21 protein-coding genes and 1 pseudogene are annotated in these 21,996 nt (G+C 40.0%); 9 read left to right on the top strand and 13 right to left on the bottom strand.

Features of this window, described 5'->3' with window-relative positions; genetic code table 11:
* Window positions 1–56: 56 nt before the first annotated feature.
* Both FD725_RS26365 and FD725_RS26370 read right to left on the bottom strand, forming a co-directional pair.
* Window positions 57–602: a hypothetical protein gene (locus tag FD725_RS26365; RefSeq protein WP_179050870.1), complete on the bottom strand. Its 546-nt coding sequence runs from the start codon at window positions 600–602 to the stop codon at window positions 57–59.
* Between the two features lie 239 nt (window positions 603–841).
* Window positions 842–2,197 carry an OB-fold nucleic acid binding domain-containing protein gene (locus FD725_RS26370; RefSeq protein ID WP_179050871.1) on the bottom strand — a complete coding sequence of 452 codons (1,356 nt, stop codon included), beginning with the start codon at window positions 2,195–2,197 and terminating at the stop codon, window positions 842–844.
* Between the two features lie 873 nt (window positions 2,198–3,070).
* On the opposite strand from FD725_RS26370, the gene FD725_RS26375 reads away from it, so the two are divergent.
* The gene (locus tag FD725_RS26375) at window positions 3,071–3,733 is read left to right on the top strand and encodes a Nif11-like leader peptide family natural product precursor (RefSeq protein WP_179050872.1); all 663 of its coding nucleotides are present in this window, start codon (window positions 3,071–3,073) and stop codon (window positions 3,731–3,733) included.
* Between the two features lie 92 nt (window positions 3,734–3,825).
* On the opposite strand, the gene FD725_RS26380 is transcribed toward FD725_RS26375, so the two are convergent.
* Together FD725_RS26380 and FD725_RS26385 are read right to left on the bottom strand one after the other, a co-directional pair.
* Window positions 3,826–4,752: a cobalamin-binding protein gene (locus FD725_RS26380; protein WP_179050873.1), complete on the bottom strand. Its 927-nt coding sequence runs from the start codon at window positions 4,750–4,752 to the stop codon at window positions 3,826–3,828.
* Between the two features lie 258 nt (window positions 4,753–5,010).
* Window positions 5,011–5,370, bottom strand: coding sequence for a phospholipid-binding protein (locus FD725_RS26385; protein WP_179050874.1), 360 nt, complete (start codon window positions 5,368–5,370; stop codon window positions 5,011–5,013).
* 277 nt (window positions 5,371–5,647) lie between these two features.
* Between FD725_RS26385 and ilvN the strand changes: the two genes are divergently transcribed.
* Window positions 5,648–6,169, top strand: coding sequence for an acetolactate synthase small subunit (ilvN, locus tag FD725_RS26390; RefSeq protein ID WP_179050875.1), 522 nt, complete (start codon window positions 5,648–5,650; stop codon window positions 6,167–6,169).
* Between the two features lie 300 nt (window positions 6,170–6,469).
* Window positions 6,470–7,012, top strand: a complete 543-nt coding sequence (locus tag FD725_RS26395) for a cytochrome C (protein ID WP_179050876.1) — start codon at window positions 6,470–6,472, stop codon at window positions 7,010–7,012.
* Window positions 7,013–7,058: 46 nt separating this feature from the next.
* On the opposite strand, the gene FD725_RS26400 is transcribed toward FD725_RS26395, so the two are convergent.
* On the bottom strand, window positions 7,059–8,660 hold the full coding sequence (locus FD725_RS26400; protein ID WP_179050877.1) for an acyl--CoA ligase family protein: 1,602 nt from the start codon (window positions 8,658–8,660) through the stop codon (window positions 7,059–7,061).
* Between the two features lie 167 nt (window positions 8,661–8,827).
* On the opposite strand from FD725_RS26400, the gene FD725_RS26405 reads away from it, so the two are divergent.
* From FD725_RS26405 to FD725_RS26420, 4 genes are all read left to right on the top strand, one after another.
* Complete coding sequence (locus tag FD725_RS26405; protein ID WP_179050878.1) at window positions 8,828–9,994, top strand: pyridoxal phosphate-dependent aminotransferase; 1,167 nt, start codon at window positions 8,828–8,830, stop codon at window positions 9,992–9,994.
* A gap of 181 nt (window positions 9,995–10,175) precedes the next feature.
* Entirely contained in the window at window positions 10,176–10,439 is a 264-nt protein-coding gene (locus tag FD725_RS26410; protein ID WP_256871771.1) for a type II toxin-antitoxin system ParD family antitoxin, read from the top strand.
* Window positions 10,436–10,756, top strand: coding sequence for a type II toxin-antitoxin system RelE/ParE family toxin (locus FD725_RS26415; RefSeq protein WP_179050879.1), 321 nt, complete (start codon window positions 10,436–10,438; stop codon window positions 10,754–10,756). Before FD725_RS26410 ends, FD725_RS26415 begins: the two co-directional genes overlap by 4 nt.
* 68 nt (window positions 10,757–10,824) lie before the next feature.
* On the top strand, window positions 10,825–11,751 hold the full coding sequence (locus FD725_RS26420) for a phosphatase PAP2 family protein (RefSeq protein ID WP_179050880.1): 927 nt from the start codon (window positions 10,825–10,827) through the stop codon (window positions 11,749–11,751).
* A 5-nt stretch (window positions 11,752–11,756) separates the two neighbouring features.
* Here FD725_RS26420 and ligA read toward each other — a convergent pair whose 3' ends face one another.
* The 3 genes from ligA to FD725_RS32730 form a co-directional block, all read right to left on the bottom strand.
* On the bottom strand, window positions 11,757–13,793 hold the full coding sequence (ligA, locus tag FD725_RS26425; RefSeq protein WP_179050881.1) for an NAD-dependent DNA ligase LigA: 2,037 nt from the start codon (window positions 13,791–13,793) through the stop codon (window positions 11,757–11,759).
* Window positions 13,794–14,077: 284 nt separating this feature from the next.
* Window positions 14,078–15,355, bottom strand: a complete 1,278-nt coding sequence (locus FD725_RS26430) for a sodium:proton antiporter (protein ID WP_179050882.1) — start codon at window positions 15,353–15,355, stop codon at window positions 14,078–14,080.
* 33 nt (window positions 15,356–15,388) lie between these two features.
* A complete protein-coding gene (locus tag FD725_RS32730) occupies window positions 15,389–15,511 on the bottom strand; it encodes a hypothetical protein (RefSeq protein WP_256871772.1) in 123 nt (40 codons plus the stop codon).
* Between FD725_RS32730 and FD725_RS26435 the strand changes: the two genes are divergently transcribed.
* Complete coding sequence (locus FD725_RS26435; protein ID WP_179050883.1) at window positions 15,510–16,877, top strand: cytochrome P450; 1,368 nt, start codon at window positions 15,510–15,512, stop codon at window positions 16,875–16,877. The two genes, FD725_RS32730 and FD725_RS26435, sit on opposite strands and share 2 nt — an antisense overlap.
* A gap of 82 nt (window positions 16,878–16,959) precedes the next feature.
* Here FD725_RS26435 and FD725_RS26440 read toward each other — a convergent pair whose 3' ends face one another.
* From FD725_RS26440 to ndhL, 5 genes and pseudogenes are all read right to left on the bottom strand, one after another.
* Window positions 16,960–17,136, bottom strand: coding sequence for a hypothetical protein (locus FD725_RS26440; protein ID WP_179050884.1), 177 nt, complete (start codon window positions 17,134–17,136; stop codon window positions 16,960–16,962).
* Window positions 17,137–17,505: 369 nt separating this feature from the next.
* Window positions 17,506–18,141: pseudogene (locus tag FD725_RS32735) on the bottom strand (ATP-binding protein); the annotation flags it as partial.
* 140 nt (window positions 18,142–18,281) lie between these two features.
* The gene (locus FD725_RS26450; protein ID WP_179050885.1) at window positions 18,282–18,902 is read right to left on the bottom strand and encodes a hypothetical protein; all 621 of its coding nucleotides are present in this window, start codon (window positions 18,900–18,902) and stop codon (window positions 18,282–18,284) included.
* Between the two features lie 401 nt (window positions 18,903–19,303).
* Window positions 19,304–19,618: a DUF3007 family protein gene (locus FD725_RS26455; RefSeq protein ID WP_179050886.1), complete on the bottom strand. Its 315-nt coding sequence runs from the start codon at window positions 19,616–19,618 to the stop codon at window positions 19,304–19,306.
* 173 nt (window positions 19,619–19,791) lie between these two features.
* On the bottom strand, window positions 19,792–20,004 hold the full coding sequence (gene ndhL / locus FD725_RS26460; protein WP_179050887.1) for an NAD(P)H-quinone oxidoreductase subunit L: 213 nt from the start codon (window positions 20,002–20,004) through the stop codon (window positions 19,792–19,794).
* Between the two features lie 956 nt (window positions 20,005–20,960).
* Here ndhL and trpA point away from each other — a divergent pair.
* Window positions 20,961–21,752, top strand: coding sequence for a tryptophan synthase subunit alpha (trpA, locus tag FD725_RS26465; RefSeq protein ID WP_179050888.1), 792 nt, complete (start codon window positions 20,961–20,963; stop codon window positions 21,750–21,752).
* Window positions 21,753–21,996: the final 244 nt, after the last annotated feature.

A 21,996-nucleotide genomic window follows, 5' to 3' on the forward strand; every position in this document is an offset into this window, starting at 1 on the left:
GATGGTGCGTTGCACTACGCGACAACACACCCTACCACCCAATATTTATCAGCAATCTAAAACCCGTTAGTTCGCTTATAATTTCTGCGCCATTTTTCTAAGCTTTCTATAGAGATTGACTGAGTGACAACATTCACACAATTTCCTCGCCAGTCAATCTCAGAATCTGTGGTAAAAACGCCACATTCTAACTGCTCAAAGCGAATATCCCAGTATTCACTAAATCTACTTTTTAGCGTCATTACTTGTTCAAAAACTTTGTTTCTATGCTTATTTCTGCGCTTTCTCTCCGTTGCGCCCGTGGCTTCTGTATCAATAAATTTTGTTTCGATTAAAAATAGATTACCTTGAAATGTTAGGTAAACAAAATCGCATTTACCCAAGTCTGTATAATCTGCTATGGGAGATTTTTCAAATAACAGTAACTCATAGCAAGAGGGAAACAAAGTTTTGATATTTAGAAATAAATAAGCTTGCAAAAGTAATTCTTTATCATAGGGGAAAGCAATCACCCCTTCAAAGAATTGTTTAATATCCTCCTGAGTTTGGGGTTGAATTTTTTTACAATACGAGACAAATTTACCTAAGTCATTTGCAATCATCAAGTGTTAACTCCTTCCCCTAGCTCTTGCCAAGCCCTCATGGCATAAAAAGATACTATATGATCCATAAAATCATCATCCGCATAAGTAACGAAAAAAACTATAGAGTCAAATATTTACTACGACAATATACTGTTGACGTAGCAGTTTCATTAATATTTAATTTCCTCAGTATTACTGAGTTCAAAGTTGGATATTATTGAAGTCTCAAATTATTGCTTCAAGAATGACTAATTCGTTCATAAACCACCAGTCAAAGATTTAAGTTGCGCCGGAAATCTAGCATTTTGTAATGCTTGAACAGTGATGCGTGCATCTTGAACGGAGAATTGCCAACCCAAACGCACCAATTTACGGGAATTTTCAGATTGCACAATCCCAATTATCGGCATTTTTGCCTTTTCTTTATCTCCAGATTGTTCTTGCAAAATTGTTTTTAATCGATGCAATTCTTCGATATTTGCTGCTTGTTGGGGATTGATTTCCACCATTACCATTTGTACTGTTTCTACCGGTTCTGCATCTTCAACAATTAGTTGAATTTGTTCATCACGTCGATCTACTTTACCCCAAATAATGATTCTGGTATCGACTTGCAACACTAAACTAATCCGTTCATAAGTTTTGGGGAACACAACTGCTTCTGACTGTGCTGTCAAATCTTCGATTTGCAAAATCGCCATAGCATCACCTTTCTTTGTCATGACTTTTTTCACACCATTTAGCATGACAATTACACACAGCTTGGCATCGTCTCGTTGTTCTCCAAGGAGTGAAAGATTGATTGGTGTTAAAAGTGGTGCTAGTTGTCTTAGGGATTTGAGGGGATGATCAGAGACATAAAAACCTAAAAGTTCTTTTTCCTTTTGTAATTTTTCCTGTGGGGGATAATCTGTGACAGGTTTAGCTTTAGGCGCACTTTCAAAAGCATTACTTGCCGTTTTGGCATTATTATTAGAGGAAAATCCCCCCAGTAAATCAAAAAGATTTCCTTGTCCACTGGCTCTATCTCTAGCACGGGATTGCGCCCAATCATAGACTAATTCTAGGTCTTGGATTAATTGATGACGGTTTGATTCAATCTTATCAAAAGCGCCACAATAAATTAGTGACTCTAAGGTACGACGGTTGACTGCATGGAGATCGACGCGATCGCAAAAATCTCCTAATGTTTTAAACTCTCCTTTTTCTTCTCTGGCTGCTAAAATAGAGGCGATCGCATTTTGTCCAACATTTCTTACAGCCGAAAAACCAAATAAAATCTTCCCTGCCACTGGTGTAAAGTCTACCCCAGAACGATTAATATCTGGCGGTTCTATTTGAATATTCATGCTCATACAGGTGGAGATATATTTCTGCACCTTGTCTGTATCATTACTGTTAGCTGTTAACAGTGCCGCCATATACTCTAAGGGATAATTAGCCTTAAGATACGCAGTTTGGTAAGTAACATATCCATAAGCGGTAGAGTGAGATTTATTAAAGCAATTGGAGGCAATTAAACTATTTTTGATGACAAAATTATGGTCGCGCTCAACTCCAATGTCGTAGACATTTTCTATACTTACATATTTACGAGATACTATTTTAATCATCTATCTTAAACCTCAGAAAAATCTATAGTTATCAAATTAATTGATATATTTACTTAAGCTTTAACACTGACTAAGACCTATATTATATAATCTCTTGCCAATTCAACACTGTTGTATCTTTAGACAACAATAACTAAAACTATTAGCCAATTTTTTAGCCAAAAATTGCTAATTTTTGAGTATTTTTTAAAAATACAGTTAATAAGCGTCTGCTTGCTGTTTTCAAAGCGGCTATTCTACATATTTATTCATAAAAGTTAGGGAAGTTGGGAGGGGGAGAGGAGGCTTTCAAAAATGGGTGTTTAGAAATTAGGCAAACAACACCGCCAAGACTAATCTGTCCTAAAATGGCGATCGCTAACGTTCATCAATGTCGTTCAGCTCGTTTGGGATGATTCATCTGAAGTTACTTAGAGAAATATGTCAGTATATTTACAAAGAATAATTTTGCAAAAAATTTTGATATGAGCGATCGCTCACAACCATAATCTAGATAAATTATAGTGATTTTGATTACTAGTTATCTATTTTACCTTTATCCTGTACTTATGTTCTGAGTTACTTGATTTACAAAAACTTTTTAATTAATACTGTCGAATAACCAAGCATATACTGACTACACTGATATTCAATAATACTTTTTTGCAGAAGAATTCAGAAGTCAGAATCACGACGCTAGAACGCAAGTGCGTGTCGCAGACAAGACTTGTTCTAGACGTTCGCGTAGCGTTTCTGAAAGAGAAGGCTTTAGGCTGCGCTATCCACCAGCAATGTACTGAGTCGATCAAAGTGTCGGACTCTAATTTATGCTGACTCCTGACTCCTGACTCCTGAATTCTGTTCAATAAATTTAATTTTGAGGTAAGACGGCTCATGTATTACCAACTTTGGAATTTTTTTCTCAAAGATGATGAATATTGTGATTGGAAAGAAAAAATAAAAGTTAATAATCGCTTTAATAAAGCTACATGGCAAACAATCAATGATTTTTTTGCATTTGTCGAGAAAAACTTCTATCTGAAAAGTCAACTAGGTGAAACTCATAATCTTGAGCAATTTATTCACTTAGTAAAAGAGAATAGTTACAATTTAACATCAGAAGAATTTGCTTGGTTTCTGGTGACAAGACAACAGATTTGGATGTTATTTGACTTAGCACAAAAAACACCATTACTCAAAGAGCAATTACTATCAGCTAAAAATCCACAGCAATTCGTCAAAATAGCTGATGATTATGGATATTACTTTTCTGTAGAGGAGTTGGCTTGGCTATTAACTGAAATTAAATCATTTTCGGAACTAGTACCCATTAATAATAGCGTTGGAGAAATTATCTCTGTATCGAACTACGGTAAAATTGAAATAGGATACTGGATTTGGTTAGCAGAAGAATGGGGACTTGTGCCACCATTTTGTCATAGAATTCAGCCAGTCAATTTATTATCTCAATATGTGGATAATCCTTTCTTACCCGATCGCTGTTTTTTACCAAAGAGCTACTTTAACCAACATTTTGTTGCTCAAACACTAGTTTAGAGAGCAAAGATAAAGAAGAAAGAGAACAATAACTAATGACCAATGACCAATAACCAATAACTATTGACTATTGACTATTGACTATTGACTAATCACAACACTTCCCATCCCTTACCTTTGTAGCCATAGTCAAAAATTTCTGGGTGGAGGATTTCTGCCAAAATTTCTAGAGAATCTACAAGTCGGGGGCCGGGACGATTGAAGTAAGCATTACCATCAGTGATGTAAACTCTGCTGGTTTTAGCGGCGTGGAGTTGTTGCCATTCGGGGTTTTGGGCAAATAATTGAACTTCTTGACGAGTGCGATTTAAATCAAAACCGCAAGGCATAAAAATGATGATATCGGGATTAGTGACTAACAGGTTTTCCCAGTGCAATTTTGGTGAAGGTTGACCAGTGACACAAAATAGTGATTGTCCGCCTGCTAAATTAACTAATTCCGGAATCCAATTTGCTGCTACCATTAAAGGCTCTGTCCACTCAATACAAGCAACAGTGGGTAATTCTGTTAGAGAAAGTCCTTGGATTTTTTGCTGACAAATTTTGACGCGGGCTTCTAAGTTTTCTAGAATTTTTACCGAGTCTACACCAAAAGTGTTAGCTACTCGTTCAATATCTTGCCAAACATCTTGTAGCAGATTTGGTTGTAGGGAAATGATTTGTGGTGAACTGCGGGTAAGTTTGGCTACTGCTTTTTCCACTTCTGCTAAACTAACAGCACAAACATCACATTGGTCTTGAGTCAAAATATGAGTGGGCTGTAATTGCTCTAAAATATCAGTTCTAACTTGATAAATACTCAGAGCAGATTGGAGTAAATTATTTACCTCATTGTGAATTTCGCTACTGGGAGCATTGCTATTTAAGCGGGCTTCGGTACAGATTGGGAGATTTTGGATTTCGGGGGGATAGTCACATTCGTGCGATCGCCCGACAATGGCATTAGTCAACCCTAAGGTTGCTAAAATCTCCGTTGCACTGGGAATTAACGAAACAATTCTCACATCACCGTTGTTCATAGGACTTACGCACTCAACCAATAAACCATAAATGAGGGTGGCATAGTGAACAGTGGACAGTGAACAGTGGATTAACAGTAGGTTGGGTTAAGCGCAGCGCAACCCAACATGGATCTCAAAAACCTAGTATGGATCTGATGTTGGGTTTCCCAAAGCCTCAACCCAACCTACTGCTACTGTTAATCCCGAATTTCTCACGAAATTTATCAAACCGAAGTCCAGAGGCTGTTTCTCAATTGTTAATCTTACGTAATGGTACTAACCAATAGTTACTTGAGAAGTATCTACAGATGCAGTTCCATGTACCGAACGAGCTACAGAAATCATCTTGTTGAGAATATCTTGACTCGGTACACTACCTTTAAGGACTACAGTGCTACCAGTTTGAGCCACCCAAAGAGAATTAATATCATCAATTTGCTGATCTTGGTCAAATGCCAAAGCTACGCGCTTGGCTAAACCGCTTTGATCATATTCTCCATTTAATCCTAAACGTTCTGGGGGAACTGATTGAGTCGCAGTAGGTGCATTAGTAGCAGCTTGTGTTACTTGCGGTGCGGGATTTACTTGGGCATTTTGAGGTTTTTCTAGTCCAAACAGTCTTTGTAACCAGCTCATAAGTATATTTCTCCAGATGCGAGGTTAAGAATATCCACAGGATAAATGTTTTACAAACAGTGTACATCTACCAATTAAAAGATATACGCTGGCGATCGCTTCTGCTTTTAGTGGTATTTGGGCGGAACTTTTTTTCAGAGACTATGAGGAGTGCAGGTATTAAGTTTAAAATAGAGTGCAAGACTTATATTTATTCACCTAGTAAGCAGTACGTGTAGGGCAGCCGTCAGCTAATTTTTATATTAGTCGTATGCTGTCTGAGCCTGTGTTGGCAAAGATGAAACATACCCTTTCAGTTTTAGTAGAAGATGAAGCGGGGGTTCTATCCCGCATTGCTAGTTTATTCGCTCGTCGTGGCTTCAATATCGAAAGCTTGGCAGTTGGTTCGGCTGAACAAGGGGGAGTCTCCCGGATTACGATGGTTATACCTGGTGACGATCGCGTAATTGAGCAATTGACTAAGCAACTGTATAAACTAGTTAATGTCCTCAAGGTACAAGACATCACAGAAACCCCTTGTGTAGAGCGAGAATTGATGCTATTGAAAGTGAACGCCACTAGTAGCAACCGTTCCGAAGTAATCGAACTAGCACAGATTTTCCGGGCGCGTGTGGTAGATGTGGCAGAAGATTCTCTAACTTTAGAAGTGGTGGGTGATCCTGGTAAGATGGTGGCGATCGTCCAGGTGCTACAAAAATTTGGTTTAAGAGAAATCGCCCGTACTGGCAAAGTTTCTCTAACTCGTGAATCTGGGGTGAATACTGAATTACTTAAATCTTTGGAAGCTAAGGTTTCGTAAAGTATTAGGTATTGGGTATTAGGTATTGGCTATTGGGTAATAGCCACTTGCTACAACTTTGGCAACCAAAGCAACGCAGTGGCTTTTCAACCTATAATTTTTGCATCATTTTACTCCTATCAGTCCACCACGCCAGTAGGGGCGGGTTAACGAGATATTCGTGAATGATTGAAGCATATTTGTGAACCCACCCCTACCGTTTTGTGAGAAATGCAGGATTAACTCTGCAACATAACTAATGCTACCTAAGTCTTATGATGGAGCTACACGCGCCACTGTAAGTATTTGGGAATGTGAGGAATGTCGAATCTGGTTAAACGCAAATCCCGTACTCGCCAACTTAAACGCCGGTCTTGGGGTTTAATGTTGATTATTCTCAGTTGGAGTTTGGTGATAGGCTGGCTGCTATCCTTGGCGACTAGCGCCCACAGCGCCCCACCTACAGCCGCAGTTGTGACAACTGATGTAGTTCCTGCACAATATCAATTAGGGCAAGAACTATATCTGGAAAACTGCGCTACTTGCCATATTCCTCTACCACCAGCAGTTTTACCGACTCAAACTTGGAAAAATCTGTTGCAAGACTCGCAGCACTACGGCGCACAACTCCAGCCACTAATTGATCCGCCCCGTGTTTTAGTATGGAGATATTTATCGACTTTTTCCCGTTCTCAACTCCGAGACGAAGAAACGCCTTATCGCGTTAACAATTCTCGTTATTTTAAAGCTTTGCATCCTAAAGTCGAGTTACCCCGTCCTGTACAGATAAGTAGTTGTGTTAGTTGTCATCCCAGTGCAGCAGAGTTTAATTACCGTCGCCTGAGTGCAGAATGGGAAAAATAACATTACCCAATACCCAATACCCAATACCCAATACCCAATACCAATTTTAAATTTTGCGCTCGTAACCTGCCCATTCTTTAGCACGGAGGAGATATTTTTGAATTTTGCCAGTGCTGGTTTTTGGGAGTGTGGTAAATTCAACGGCGATGGGACATTTAAAACTGGCGATTTGACTGCGACAAAAATTGATTAATTCTTGTGCAGTTGCGGTTGTTTCTTCCTTAAGTGTGACAAAAGCTTTGGGTGCTTCACCGCGTTTGGCGTGAGGAACGGCGATAACGGCACATTCTAAGACGGCTTCATGACGATAAAGGCATTGTTCCACTTCAATACTAGAGACATTTTCACCACTGGTAATGATGATATCTTTAATGCGATCGCGCACTTCAATATAACCATCAGGATGTACCACGGCTAAATCTCCACTGTGAAACCAGCCACCGCTAAAGGCTTTGGCTGTATATTCGGGATCGTTATAATATCCAGTCATCACCATGTTTCCCTGCATCACCACTTCCCCCATTGTTACCCCATCTGCCGGCACATCATTCATATTTTTGTCTACAACTCGCAGTCCATCTCCGGTGATGTAGGTTACACCTTGACGCGCCATTAATTGAGATTTTTCTGTAGTCGTTAAATTGTCCCAATGGGATTGATATTCACAAACTGTATAAGGGCCGTAAACTTCCGTCAAACCATAAACATGAATAATTCTTGCCCCAATGGCAGAGATTTTTTCGATTAGTGTTGGTGAGGGTGGTGCGCCTGCGGTGGTAATAGTTAAAGGTGTGGCTAATTTTTGCGGACAGTCGGCATAATTCAAGAGAGAAATTAAGACTACAGGTGCAGCATTTAAGTGCGTGACATTTTCTTGAGCAATTAATTGCCAAACTTTAGCTGGGTGAAATTTACGCAAACAAATATGAGTTCCACCAATGGCTGTGACTGCCCAGGTAAAACACCAGCCGTTACAATGGAACATGGGCAATGTCCACAAGTAAACTGAGTTAGGCGTTAAATTTGTTTCGAGAATTTCTCCTAAAGAATTGAGATATGCGCCGCGATGAGAGTACATCACACCTTTGGGTTTACCAGATGTGCCACTAGTATAATTAATCGTAATTGTCTCAAATTCATCTGTGACTAACCACGGTAAAGGTTCAGGGCTACCAGTTTTGAGAAAGCTTTCGTATTCGTCACCATCTACAGGGTTAAATCCGGCAATATCGTGAATATTAATAATATATTTAACAGTTTCTAACTTATCTTGAATTGGGCGAATTATCTCGGCTAATTCGGTATCAACAAAGAGAAATTTGGCTCCACAATCATTTAAGATGTAAGCTACTTCTGGTGATGTTAAACGTGTATTGATCGCCACCATCACGCCACCTGCTAAGGGGACGGCAAAATGGGCTTCTAGCATGGGTGGAGTGTTGAAACAAAACAAGGCCACGCGATCGCCTTTCTCCAGTCCTTTGTCTTGCAAAGCTGAGGCTAAACGGTGAATACGGGACGCAAATTGTTGATAGGTGAAGCGTTGTTCACCATAGATAATGGCAACTTTATGTGCGTAAACTTTGCGGTTGCGTTCAATAAATGTTAAAGGTGTGAGGATGCTGTGGTAAACTGAGCGAAGATTCATAGATCACCTGCTGGTCAGTATTCTTAATAACAAGCATTTAAGCAAAAAAGCGGAGTAAAGCCAAATTTTTGCGAGAATTTGTAACTAAGGAATTATGAAAAAGCAAATCTCTGTAGGGATTCTGGGATATTCTTAAATAAGTGAGAGATTTGCCGAAGAAAGTAAGAATGAAACTGGCAGCAAGAGTAAGTCAGGTAACACCTTCACTCACCTTAGCGATCGCAGCGAAAGCTAAGGCAATGAAGGCAGATGGTATAGATGTTTGTAGTTTTAGCGCTGGTGAACCGGATTTTGATACCCCAGCGCATATCAAAGCAGCCGCAGCTAAGGCTTTGGAAGAAGGCAAAACCAAATATGGTGCAGCCGCCGGTGAACCAAAGTTAAGAGAAGCGATCGCTCGGAAGTTGAAAACCGACAATCATCTGGATTACAAGCCAGAGAATGTCATCGTCACCAACGGCGGTAAGCATTCTCTCTACAACTTGATTGTGGCGTTGATTGATCCTGGTGATGAGGTGATTATTCCTTCACCTTACTGGCTGAGTTACCCCGAAATGGTAACTTTGGTAGGTGGGAAATCAGTAATTGTCCCCACAGATGCTTCTACAGGGTATAAAATCACCCCTGAACAACTACGCAAAGCCATCACCCCTAAAACCAAGCTATTTATCCTCAACTCCCCGTCTAACCCGACAGGAATGGTGTACACACCAGAGGAAATCAAAGCTTTGGCAGAGGTAATAGTTGATGCAGATATCTTTGTTGTCTCCGATGAGATTTACGAAAAAATTCTCTACGACGGCGCACAACATATCAGCATCGGTTCTCTAGGGAAGGAAATTTTTGAGCGCACTTTGATTAGTAATGGCTTTGCCAAAGCCTACTCCATGACGGGGTGGCGGATTGGTTATTTAGCTGGGCCATTGGAAATAATCAAAGCCGCTAGCACCATCCAAGGGCATAGTACATCAAACGTGTGTACCTTTGCTCAATATGGAGCGATCGCTGCTTTGGAAAGTTCTCAAGACTGTGTAGAAGAAATGCGTCAAGCCTTCGCTAAACGGCGACAGGTAATGTTAGATAGACTCAACGCCATTCCCGGTTTGAGTACTGCAAAACCAGACGGCGCATTTTATCTGTTTCCCGACATCAGCAAAACTGGCTTGAAATCCTTAGAATTTTGTGACGCTTTGATTGAAGAACATCAAGTCGCCGTCATTCCAGGGATTGCTTTTGGTGCTGATGAGAATATTCGTCTTTCCTACGCCACTGATTTAGCAACAATTGAAAAAGGCATGGATAGGTTGGAGAAATTTGTCCGTTCTCGAATTTAGTTGTTTGATGTTAGGGTGTAATCTTCTTTGTGCCTCTGTGGTAGAGATAATCGATTTAACCACAGAGGCACAAAGACACAGAGATAAAAGTGTTTTTCGTCAATAAACCAAAGTGAGTATTTCTTCATGTACATTGAATTTTTCTTGCTAACATACTTAGAATATTAATAAAATTCAACCTATGGCTATGAGTAATATAAATATTTCCTTGACTGATGCAATGAAAGCTTTTGTTGAAGAACAAGTAACTAAAGGTGGCTACAATTCAGTCAGTGAGTACCTTCAAGAGTTAATTTCTCAAGAGCAAAAACGCCAACATCAAGAACATTTGGAGTCACTTTTAATTGCTGGATTAGAGAGTGGAGAAAGTATTGAAATAACCGATGAATGGTGGGATAGCAAACGCGCATATTTAATAAATCAGTTGCGTCAGCATAAATCATGACAAAGCAGATAGTTATCACACCTAAAGCTAGTTTAGATATAGATGATTATTTTGCTTATATTTCGCAGAGCAATTATGATGTTGCACTTGACTTTTTTGATGCGGTGCGAGAAACTTTTGCACAGTTAGCAAAAATGCCTGGAATCGGCAGCTATTATAAAATAGATAATCCTCGTTTGCAAGAATTACGTAAGTGGCCTGTTAAAAGGTTTAAAAAATATTTAGTTTTTTACTTAGAGAAAAAAGAAAATATCCAAGTTTTAAGGGTTCTCTACGCTGGAAGAGATATTGAAAGGATTTTAGAACAAGAATATTAAAGCTTTGATTTTTTTACATCATCTATGACGCGAGTTGAAAACGAAAATACCAGATTACATCATTGTTAATGAAAGAATCACTACCGTCAAAAATCAACGATTATAACTACCCTTTAATTCGAGCCATTCATACTGCTGTTAAAGGCAGAGCTAGATATAAAGTTAGTGGACTTTATTTTAGTGAGGTGCTGAAAAGATATATTGAATACCAACTATCACAGGTAGAAAATATTATCCAAGTCAGGGCAAATCATCTCACAGGTAATGTTTTAGTAATTTTTCATCCAGAGATTCACCCTCAAGCGATCGCTGCTAATTTACAACAGATTGTCTTAGGTTATCAAGATAGTCAAATCACAGCAATAGCCAAACAAACAGGACAGTTAGACAAACTCAATATTCAACTTATTTTAGCAGCCCTAGCAGCTAGCACCTTGGCTTCTGGCGCGGGAATAGTTTTTAAATACGGTTTAGACGAAAGTATTTTATTAGCATTACAAAACCTGCATACACCTTTGAGCGATCGCCTGATGCAGAGTATAACTTTTTTGGGAGAGCCACTAACTTTTGGCTTAATTGCTTCCGGATTGGCAACTCATTTCTGGCGTAACAATCGTCGCCATCAAGCCACTGGTTTAGGTATGGCTACAATTGGTGCAGTCGGCTTTAATTGTTTACTCAAAGAGATTTTTGCTAGACAACGCCCAGCATTGTGGGATTATATTGTTCATGCTGTCCATTACAGTTTTCCTAGTGGTCATGCAATGGTTTCCACCGCAGTTTATGGTTATGTTGGCTATGTTTTAGCGCAAGAATTTCCGCAATGGCGACAACCAATTTTAGCGGCAACTGTGACTTTAATTTTGGCAATAGGTTTTAGTCGGCTTTATTTAGGTGTACATTGGCCGACTGATGTGCTGGCAGGATATGCCATCGGTTTATTGTGGTTAATTGTTTGTATTCTCTATGGAGAATCTACCTCTTCGTCCAAATAGAATTACTAATTTTCTAAAATTGCTAATAGCTGTGCCTCTGTTAATTGGGCAATGCCCAAAGTTTGCGCTTTTTCTAACTTAGAACCGGCATCTTCACCCACTACCAAATAATCAGTTTTTTTACTAACTGATTCTGTGATTTTCCCCCCGGCTTTCTGAATTAATTCTTTAGCTTCATCCCGCTTTAGTGTAGGCAATGTTCCGGTAATCACCAGAGTTTTACCCGCTAATTTCAAATTAGCATTTACAACTGTAGCTGTTGCCTCGGTATTAGCAAATTGTAGTCCTGCCGCTTGCAAGCGTTCAATTAAAGTTTGATTAGCACTAATCCGAAACCACTGATAAACAGACTGAGCAATTTCTGCACCGATGCCATAAATCCCTTCTATATCTGATTGTTTTGCTGTTCCTAACTCTTCTACCGTGCGATACTTCTCACTCAATAACTGAGCATTGACGCTACCCACATGACGAATGCCCAAACCATATAATACCCTTGACCAGGGCTGATTTTTGGATTGAGCGATCGCCTCAATTAATTTCTGTGCCGATTTTTCTCCCATTCTTTCCAATGCAAATAATTGCTCTGCTGTCAAGTCATATAAATCAGCGACAGAATGCACCACACCTTTATCTACGAGTTGATGTACCAGTTTTTCGCCCACACCTTTAACATCTAAAGCATCACGACTTACCCAATGTTCAATTGAGCCTTTGAGAATTGCTGCACAGGAAGCATTCACGCACCGCGTCACCGCTTCCCCTGTCTCTCTCACCACAGTTTGTCCGCAGACTGGACAATTACTAGGCATGATAAAGGGTTGTGTATCAAGGGGACGCAGTTCTTTCAGCACCCTGACGACTTCTGGGATGATTTCTCCAGCCTTGCGAACAATTACTGTATCACCGATACGGATATCGAGTTGCGTAATGCGATCGCTATTGTGTAAAGTAGCTCTAGATACAGTCGTTCCCGCCAGTTGCACCGGACGCATTTCTGCCAAAGGTGTTAACGCTCCCGTTCTCCCCACATTTACGGCAATATTTTCTACACGAGTGGGTGCTTCTTGTGCCGGGTATTTTAACGCCACCGCCCAACGAGGAAATTTTTGCGTAAATCCTAACTGTTCTTGCAGCTTAAAAGAGTTTAATTTTACCACCACCCCATCAGTCATGTAGGGTAGATTCAATCTTTCTGTATCCCAGTATTTATAGTAATCTGCAACTTCTGTCAGAGATTGACAAAGCTGATGCTGAGAATTTACCCGAAAGCCCATCCTTTGCAACAATTCCAAAGCTTCCCATTGAGTATTAGCAATACTCGCGTCATCCATCCCTGGAATGTGCAAAGTGTAGGCAAAAAAATCCAACCGTCGCCTAGCCACGATTCTAGAATCTAGCTGTCTCAGTGTACCAGCTGCCGCATTGCGCGGATTAGCAAACAACTGTTCGCCGGCTTTTTGTCTTTCTTCATTGATTTGTTTAAATACTTCCAGAGGTAAAAAAGCTTCACCCCTAACTTCTATTTTTTCAATATTTGCTAAACCGTCAAAATTCAACCGTAAGGGAATCGAGCGAATTGTCCGCACATTTTGCGTGATATCTTCCCCTGTTACGCCATCGCCCCTAGTTGCCCCCCTCACCAAAATACCATCTTGATAAGTTAAAGCGATCGCTGAACCATCAATTTTCAGTTCTGTCACATATTCCGCCGCATCTATATTCGGGACTTGTCGTCGCCAACGCAAATCCCAAGCGTGTAACTCATCTACATTAAAAGCATTCTCTAAACTATATAAGGGGATATTATGCCGTACAGAGGTAAACTGTGTTGCAGGTCTTTCCCCAATACGCTGTGTCGGACTATCGGGTGTAACTAACTCTGGATGCTGGATTTCTAGTTGTTGCAGTTCTCGATATAGTTGGTCATAAACGGCATCTTCCATAACAGGTGCATCCAACACATAATAAGCATAGCTAGCTTGTTGCAACAACTGGCGCAATTCATGGACGCGGGTTAATTCTGTTTGTATTTGAGTCATTATATTTTTACAAAATACCTAGTGAATCTAATTTTAAAGACAATAAAACCTACTGTTAGTAGGTTTTATCTTGAGCATCACAAATGCAAAATTCGTGAGTTCAAGCTGGAAACGAAAAATAACTACCTTTCTAGGTTACTCAGTTTAATATAAAAATTTAGCAATGAGTCAATTAGTTACCAGATTATTCAAGAAAAACATCATGGGAAGTTAGAGTGTTTTTCTACCCCCGGTAAGGGAACAGAATTTTTCATCCAAATTCCCGTAACACAGCCATAAACTACCTAAACCCTATTGCCTATTGACTCATTCGCAATCCTGCGCTCATACCAATTCATTAATGGCGTAGCTGATATGCCATGTATAATCACAGAAACTACGATAGTAGTATAAGTTATCCAGGCAATTTGTTCGGCGACTTCACCCTTTAAACCGTGACCAAAAGCATAGGCAAGATAATATAAAGAACCGACACCACGAATACCAAACCATCCTATTAACCAACGAGTACCTGGATGTAAGCGGCGACGGGGTGAGTCTAATGGGCGTTTGCCAATTGTACTAACCCATGCTCCAATCGGTCGGATAATTAAGAATAAGAAAACTATAACTATTAAAGATTGATTCATGTAGTTAACTATAGGCTGCCATAATAAGATAGAACCTAATAATAAAATTGTGGCAACTTCCAAGAGCTTTTCTAATCTTTCAATAAATTCTAATTGTGTCAGTGGTTTTTCGGGATTTGTATAACTATGTTGCACAACTAAACCAGCGATAAATACGGCAAGAAATCCATAGCCATTAACTATTTCCGTTAAAGAGTAGGTCAATAAAATTATGCTAATAGCAACAAAATCTTCCATCAAAATATCAGCAGAACGACGCTTTTGCACCCTTTGGTCAATCCAAACCACTGTTTTTGCTACAAGAAACCCCATAACAATACCAGCAGCGATCGCCCAAATCAAATCCACTGTCACCCAAGCTTTAAACCAGTTATTCCAGTTATCATCTTTTATGGCATAAAGCCCAAAATAAACAAAGGGAAAAGCTAAAGCATCATTTAACCCACCTTCGGAAGTTAAACCAAAGCGTAATTCATCTCGGTCATTTGTATCTGTGAGTTGCACTTCCGAAGCTAATACTGGGTCAGTGGGTGCAAGAATCGCTCCTAATAAAATTGCTTCTCCCCAATTCATCCCTAAAAATAATCTACCAACAAGGGCTAGAGCTAAAATGGAAATCGGCATTAATAACCCAATCAGCCGTGCTGTAATATTCCAAACTTTATATTTCAATGGATAGATGATTTTTAATCCACAACTAAATACAGATACAATGACCACAAATTCTGTTAATCTTTCCAAGAGATCAGCATTAAATACATCATCTCTTCTAAATTGAATCAGTCCCCAACCATAGGGACCAAGGATAATTCCCACTACTAAATAGATAATGGCAAAAGACAGAGGTAAGCGAGAAATCCAACCAGAACCCAAGGTAACAATTAGCAACAGTAGACCAATAATCAATAGGTTAATAATGTAAATATCTACCATATAAATTTTGTATAAAATTAAAGTATTGCCCTGTCAGTTTAGTGGCGATCGCTGATTTGGATAAATTATCTTCAGATAGATTTTGTAGAGAACTTTTCCATTCATTTCTACTTCTGCTAGCTTAGAAAACATAGTGCCAAGAGGAGCATTTGACATGAACCTTCCAGATAGTCCAAAAATGCCAAAATTTATGCAGCTTGTACAGTGGATATACAATCCATTGCAACTAATGGAAGCGTCTGCCAAAGCTCAAGGGGATTGTTTTACGTTATGGTTAACGAACAAACAGCCAATGGTATTTTTAAGTAATCCCCAAGCCATTCAACAGCTTTTCACTACTCCCTTAGAACAGTTAGATGCACGGGGATCAGCCCAACTTTTACAACCCTTGTTAGGGGAGAACTCATTACTGTTACTTTCGGGAGAAACCCACCAACGCCAGCGTAAGTTATTAACTCCACCCTTTCATGGCGATCGTATGAGGGCTTACGGTGATATTATTACTGGCATCACCAAAGAAGTAATCAGTACTTGGAAAATCGACGAACCCTTCTCTGTGCGGGACTCAATGCAGGAAATCGCCTTGCGGGTGATTCTCAAAACTGTGTTCGGTCTACATGAGGGAGAACGTTATACACAATTACAAAAACGCCTGTATGCCATCTTGGACTTGACATCTTCTTCCTTACGTTCTTCTCTTTCGTTTTTCCCCATATTACGGGTAGATTTAGGTCACTGGAGTCCTTGGGGAAACTTTCTCCGACAACGGGAGGAAATTGATCAACTGTTGTATGCAGAAATTCAAGAACGCAGAGATGATCCTGACCCCTCGCGGACAGATATCCTGTCATTAATGATGTCAGCGCGGGATGAAAACGGCGAACCGATGACTGATGTGGAGTTACGTGATGAATTGATGACTTTGCTAGTCGCAGGGCATGAAACTACAGCCTCAGCTTTAACATGGGCATTATATTGGATTCACCGTTTACCAGAAGTCAGAGAGAAACTTTTAGCGGAGTTGGATAATTTTGGTGACAATGCTGATTTAAATGAAATCACACGCTTGCCTTATTTAACTGCTGTATGTCAAGAGACACTCCGCATCTATCCCATCGCCATGATTACCCTACCACGGATTGTTCAGACACCACTAGAAATTATGGGTCATCAATTTGCGCCGGGAACATTGTTAGTTGGTTGTATTTATTTGACACACCGCCGACCAGATTTATATCCCCAGCCAGAACAATTTAACCCAGAAAGATTTTTAGAAAAGCAATATTCATTGTATGAGTATTTACCTTTTGGGGGTAGTAATCGGCGCTGTTTAGGAATGGCTTTTGCAATGTATGAAATGAAGTTGGTTTTGGCGACAGTATTATCTCACATGGATTTAAAATTAATTGACAGCTATCCAGTTAAACCTATCCGTCGTGGAGTCACCCTAGCACCCTCTGGTGGTAAGTGGTTGATAGCCACAGGACAGCATCAAAAAGTCAAGAATCCTGTTGGGGTGTAGTTAATTGATGCAGCGATCGCCTGTGGTATTTTGAGAATAGGCGATCGCTCTGATCAAAATATTAGTCCTATATTAACTCATTCTAATTATCTTGAGAGGTATCTGCTAAGTCTCGCTGTAATTGTTGTACTTGCTCTACTGTTAACCCTGTAATTCGCGCTACTGTTTCCACTGATAAACCCTCACGTAGCGAATTCAGTACTACTATTTCTAATGCTTTTTGGATTCCCTTTTTTTCCCAGCTTGTAATGATTTCCATAATTATCCTATCATTGGGGCGATCGCTGGATGTTTGTTATTCCCTGATATCATGACAAAGATGGCGATCGCTCTCATTGATATGAGTGTTGTTTTGTAAATAATCCTTGTTGCGATCGCGCTAAAATAAATCGATATAAACTCTGCTCATAAAACATCTGACTTGGGCTATCTTTGAGTATTTTTAATGCTTGCTGTGCCAGTCGTTTAGCTTTATCCCAAAGAAGATTTTCTAGAGCAACTTCTGCTAAAAATCCATAATCTTGAGCAATTTGTAGCGCAGAATTAAAACTTTGATGTAATTTTAATGCCTTTTCTGCCAGAGTTTCTAAATCTGTCCAGGCTTTTAAGTGCCTCAGTACTTCACCTAAATGACTACTAACCCTTTTTTATCTTGCTGTTTCAGTCTAGCAATAGCCGGTTTGAGAAGTTCTTTATTGATAGATTCCAAAATACCATTAGTGCGTGGTTCTAAATATTGACGTAACTGCGATCACAGTTTAGGACTATCCTTAGTCTTAGCAGTAATCTTGGCAATACCCACAGACAACTCAGCCTCTACCCCAATATCTAACGGTGTTTGTAAAAAACCCACAATTTCTGTAAACAGATTTTGAAAGTATCCTGGCTTGAGGTTAATTTTGATGGCTTCTAAACTTTGACTTACCTCACGAGCTATAGCTAAGAGAATATCTGTAATATCCACATCAGCCAAATCTAAACCTTGGCTAGACTCAAAATACACCAAATGAAATCCCTGTTGTTCCAACTCTGATTTGAGGCGGAGTAATTCTGTTGATTTACCACAACCAATATGTCCAGTAAATAATTGACAGGTAGGTTCATCAGGTGATAAGCGTGTGATAGTCCGTTCTAATTCATCAATAATCTTGCTACCACGCACCTTAGAAAAATCAATATAATATTGCCTATCTTCTGGTTTGCTGACAACCAAGGTTTTGCTGGGGTTGCACGCTTGAAAAAACCTGACCAAATCCAATTTCATAGTAAATCATCCGGAATCAGCCTGAGAATATACCTTATTCCTATTCCAAGATTATATCGATATAATTCCTCCTCTGTGGAAATTACGCAGGAAAGATTAATCTCAATTTAGGCAATGCTACTAATCTTCATCAATAACCATTAAGCCCAGCCTCGGAGCTTTTTGTGTACCTGTGCTAAGTACCACATATAATCATCAATTTTATATTGATCAGCCGCTTGCACTATATATGTTTGAGCCAAAGTTAAGTTATTCTGAGCTTCGTAATATAATCCTAAATAAAGATGACTGTAAAATTTCCCCTTCACACCGACTAATTGTCCCACATTCAACACATCATCTGTCGTACAGTTTCCCGCATATAAATCATAAATAGATAGCATAATTTTTCGAGGATCATTTTTCACAGTTAATAGGTTGTTTCGTGCCTCTACTGTACCTACTAACCGCGCTAAACAAAGATATCGCCAAACAGTCTCTTCTACATCTTGCGCATTGACTGTCAAATCTATCTCAAATTGTTGAGCGCCTTCGGCAAATCTATCAGCATAATAATAAGATAAGCCACGTTGCCAAAGATAAGGCTGAATACGCGGATCTAGTTTTTCAGCCATGTCAAAATCTTGAATAGATTCATGAATTTGCGCTAGCTGAAATTTAACCATGCCTCGCCGAATATAAGCATGAGGATGATCAGGTTGATTTTGAATAACTTCATCCCATTGCCGGATTTGATCTTCTAAGGAATTGCCAAACCACATGATTTAATTACTTATTGCTCAGAGGACGTTTGAAAAGTCTGTTTCTTTGTCATGTTGAATGCAGCGTAGCGGAATGAAACATCTCGGTATGTGCCACAAAACCTAGATTCTTCCTGACGCTCCGCTCCAGTCAGAATGACATTTTTATACCTACTGAAACTTTTCAAGCACCCTCTCAGACCCTTTGCAAAATCTTTACACCTTTTTATCACCAAGAGTTGCTTGCTGGAGATGAAATTCTCATAGCAGTTAAGAGTCAGATGAGGTACAGTCTACTCTCTAATTTCTAGCCTCTAGCCTCTAGCCTCTAGTCCCTAACCTCTAACCTCTAGCCTCTAGCCTCTAGCCTCTAGTCCCTAACCTCAACGAAATGTACCCCGCTAAAGCGAGAAACGCTATAGTTATTCAGTCTGAGTTTGTCTTTCTTGCTCAATCTCAGCTTGGATTTTGGCTAATTCTTCTGGCGAAAGTTCATCGAGACGTTTTTGGAAAAATGCTTGTTCATAGTCTTCTCGTTGTTGATGGTAGGTCATATTTTTTCCCACCGCACGCCAGCCATAGCTAGCTACCCAACCAATTAAACCAATTACTAATAAAGCTTGGCTCCAAATACCAGCTTGTTGACCATCCAAACCAACTAGCTGTAGTCCTAGATATGCCAAGCCACCGATGATAAAAATACCTAAGACAATTCCAAGAGCGTCAATACGTCGCATAAGAGTAATGTTTTAAATGAGAATTCAGTGGTTAGAATATCCCAAAGGAGCTTGCTAAAGGAATCAGCATCTTATCAAAGATCACAGACTACTGACAAAAATCCCTTGAGACAACTGACCACTGATAGCTGACAAAATCTCTAGACCCCAGGAGGACAGGAGATTTCTAATTGTTAAGCGGCAATTTTGCGGGGACGGGGTCGCAGGTTGACAAAAGGCGATAAAACCAACAGTCCCGGAAAGAAGAAGAACACCAGAAAATACATAAAGGTGCGCTCAACAGAGCTAACCACGTACCAGCGTTGCTTTAAGTAGAACAGTAAGGCCACGGGGACAACAAATAAATAAGCTCCAGCTAAAGCCAGATATAGTAGGGGTACAATCATAAATCCTTTATTTGAGTGGATTAAATCATCAAGTGCATCTATTTTCCATCATAGGCTGAACCCAAAGCCATAAGAAAGCGTAACTATTGGGCTTTTAAATGACCTCGGCAAAAATTCCTGATAATTGCTGATCAAAATCATTAGACAATGCTACAATGGCAAAGCCACTAACGAAGCAGTATTTTGTGAGGCAAGGTTGAAACAGCTGATACTAGTTATATGAGAGTAAGCACCAGCAACTCTTAGCTAGAGCTAGCAAAGCACTCCATGCGGGTAAAAATTTTTCAATCTAGTTGGACAAAAGGCGCAATTGGTGGTGAAATAAATGAGGGGGTATTTGCTACCTCCAAAAAATAACAAGCTCCCAATCAAATGGGGGGGTGTGGCGGAATGGCAGACGCTACGGACTTAAAATAATTGAGCCTTAAAGAAGAAATTCTTTAAGTGACTGCTCTCAAACTCAGGGAAACCTAAATCTGACTACAGACAAGGCAATCCTGAGCCAAGCCGAAAAGTAGTGATTAGCAAGTATTGAGTAACGAGTGATTTTCACACTCATAGCCCGAAACTTGTAAGCCGCAACCAATCGGAAGGTGCAGAGACTCGACGGGAGCTACCCTAACGTACAGCCGAGGGTAAAGAGAGAGTCCAATTCTCAAAGCCAACAGGCAGTAGCGAAAGCTGCGGGAGAATGAAAATCCGTTGACCTTAAACGGTCGTGAGGGTTCAAGTCCCTCCACCCCCATATTCTCACAACTTAATCAGACTCGCTGGGTTTGGCTGGTTTAGTTCAGACATTTTGATTTTGGCATATCTAGCAAGGTTTGAGATGTGTCAATTCTGAATCATCCTAGCGGGAATGATCATAAGCGATCGCCTGGACACAAATGCTAGAACGCTGCTGATAGGTGTCAGTTGTTTGTTACTATTGACTACTGACCCCTGACTCATGACTCATGACCGCTATTTCCGATCGCTTTAAAACTTTAGGACACGATGGTAAGTGTGCGCTAGTTCCCTTTATCACTGCTGGTGATCCTGATTTAGAGACTACTGCTGCTGCCTTAAAAATTTTAGATAGCAACGGTGCTGACTTGATTGAATTGGGAGTTCCCTACTCTGATCCTCTCGCAGATGGGCCAGTTATTCAAGCTGCCGCTACCCGTGCCTTACAACGGGGAACAAAGCTGGAAGCAGTACTGGAAATGTTAAAAGCTCTTACTCCCAGTTTACAAGCACCAATTATTTTATTTACCTATTACAATCCTATTCTGCACCGAGGTATTAATAATTTCCTAGAGCAAATTGCTGCTGCTGGCGTGTCTGGTTTGGTAGTACCGGATTTACCTTTAGAAGAGGCAGCAGATTTACTGAAACCAGCAAGTGAAATGGGTATCGATATAATCTTACTGATAGCACCAACAAGTTCAGCCGAGAGAATAGAAGCGATCGCTCGTGCTTCTCAAGGATTTATCTATTTAGTAAGTGTGACAGGTGTCACCGGGATGCGAACTCAAATAGAAACCCGTGTATCAGATTTACTACAACAAATTCGCCAAGTAACAGATAAACCCATCGGTGTCGGTTTTGGCATTTCTCAACCCGCACAAGCCACTCAAGTCAAAGAATGGGGCGCTGATGCAGCTATTGTCGGTAGTGCCTTTGTCAAACGCCTAGCCGAAGGAACACCAGAACAGGGACTTTTGGCGATCGCTGAATTTTGTCAAAGTCTCAAAGCTTCAATATAGAACGGCGGGGTCAGTAGTCAATAGTCAATGGTCAATGGTCAATGGTCAATAGTCATTAGTCATGACTAACTGAGATAGAAGGACAAGGGGACAAGGGGAAAAACTTGTATAGGTTCTTTCCCCCATCCCCCATCCCCCCATCCCCTCTGGACGATAGAGACAAATTAGATTAAAAAGTATAACAGTGCAGTTTTTTTTACTGATATTTGGTGGACAATTCAACATTTATGGTCTTGAATATTAT

The organism is Nostoc sp. TCL26-01 (genome assembly GCF_013393945.1).
Taxonomy (GTDB): Bacteria; Cyanobacteriota; Cyanobacteriia; order Cyanobacteriales; family Nostocaceae; genus Trichormus.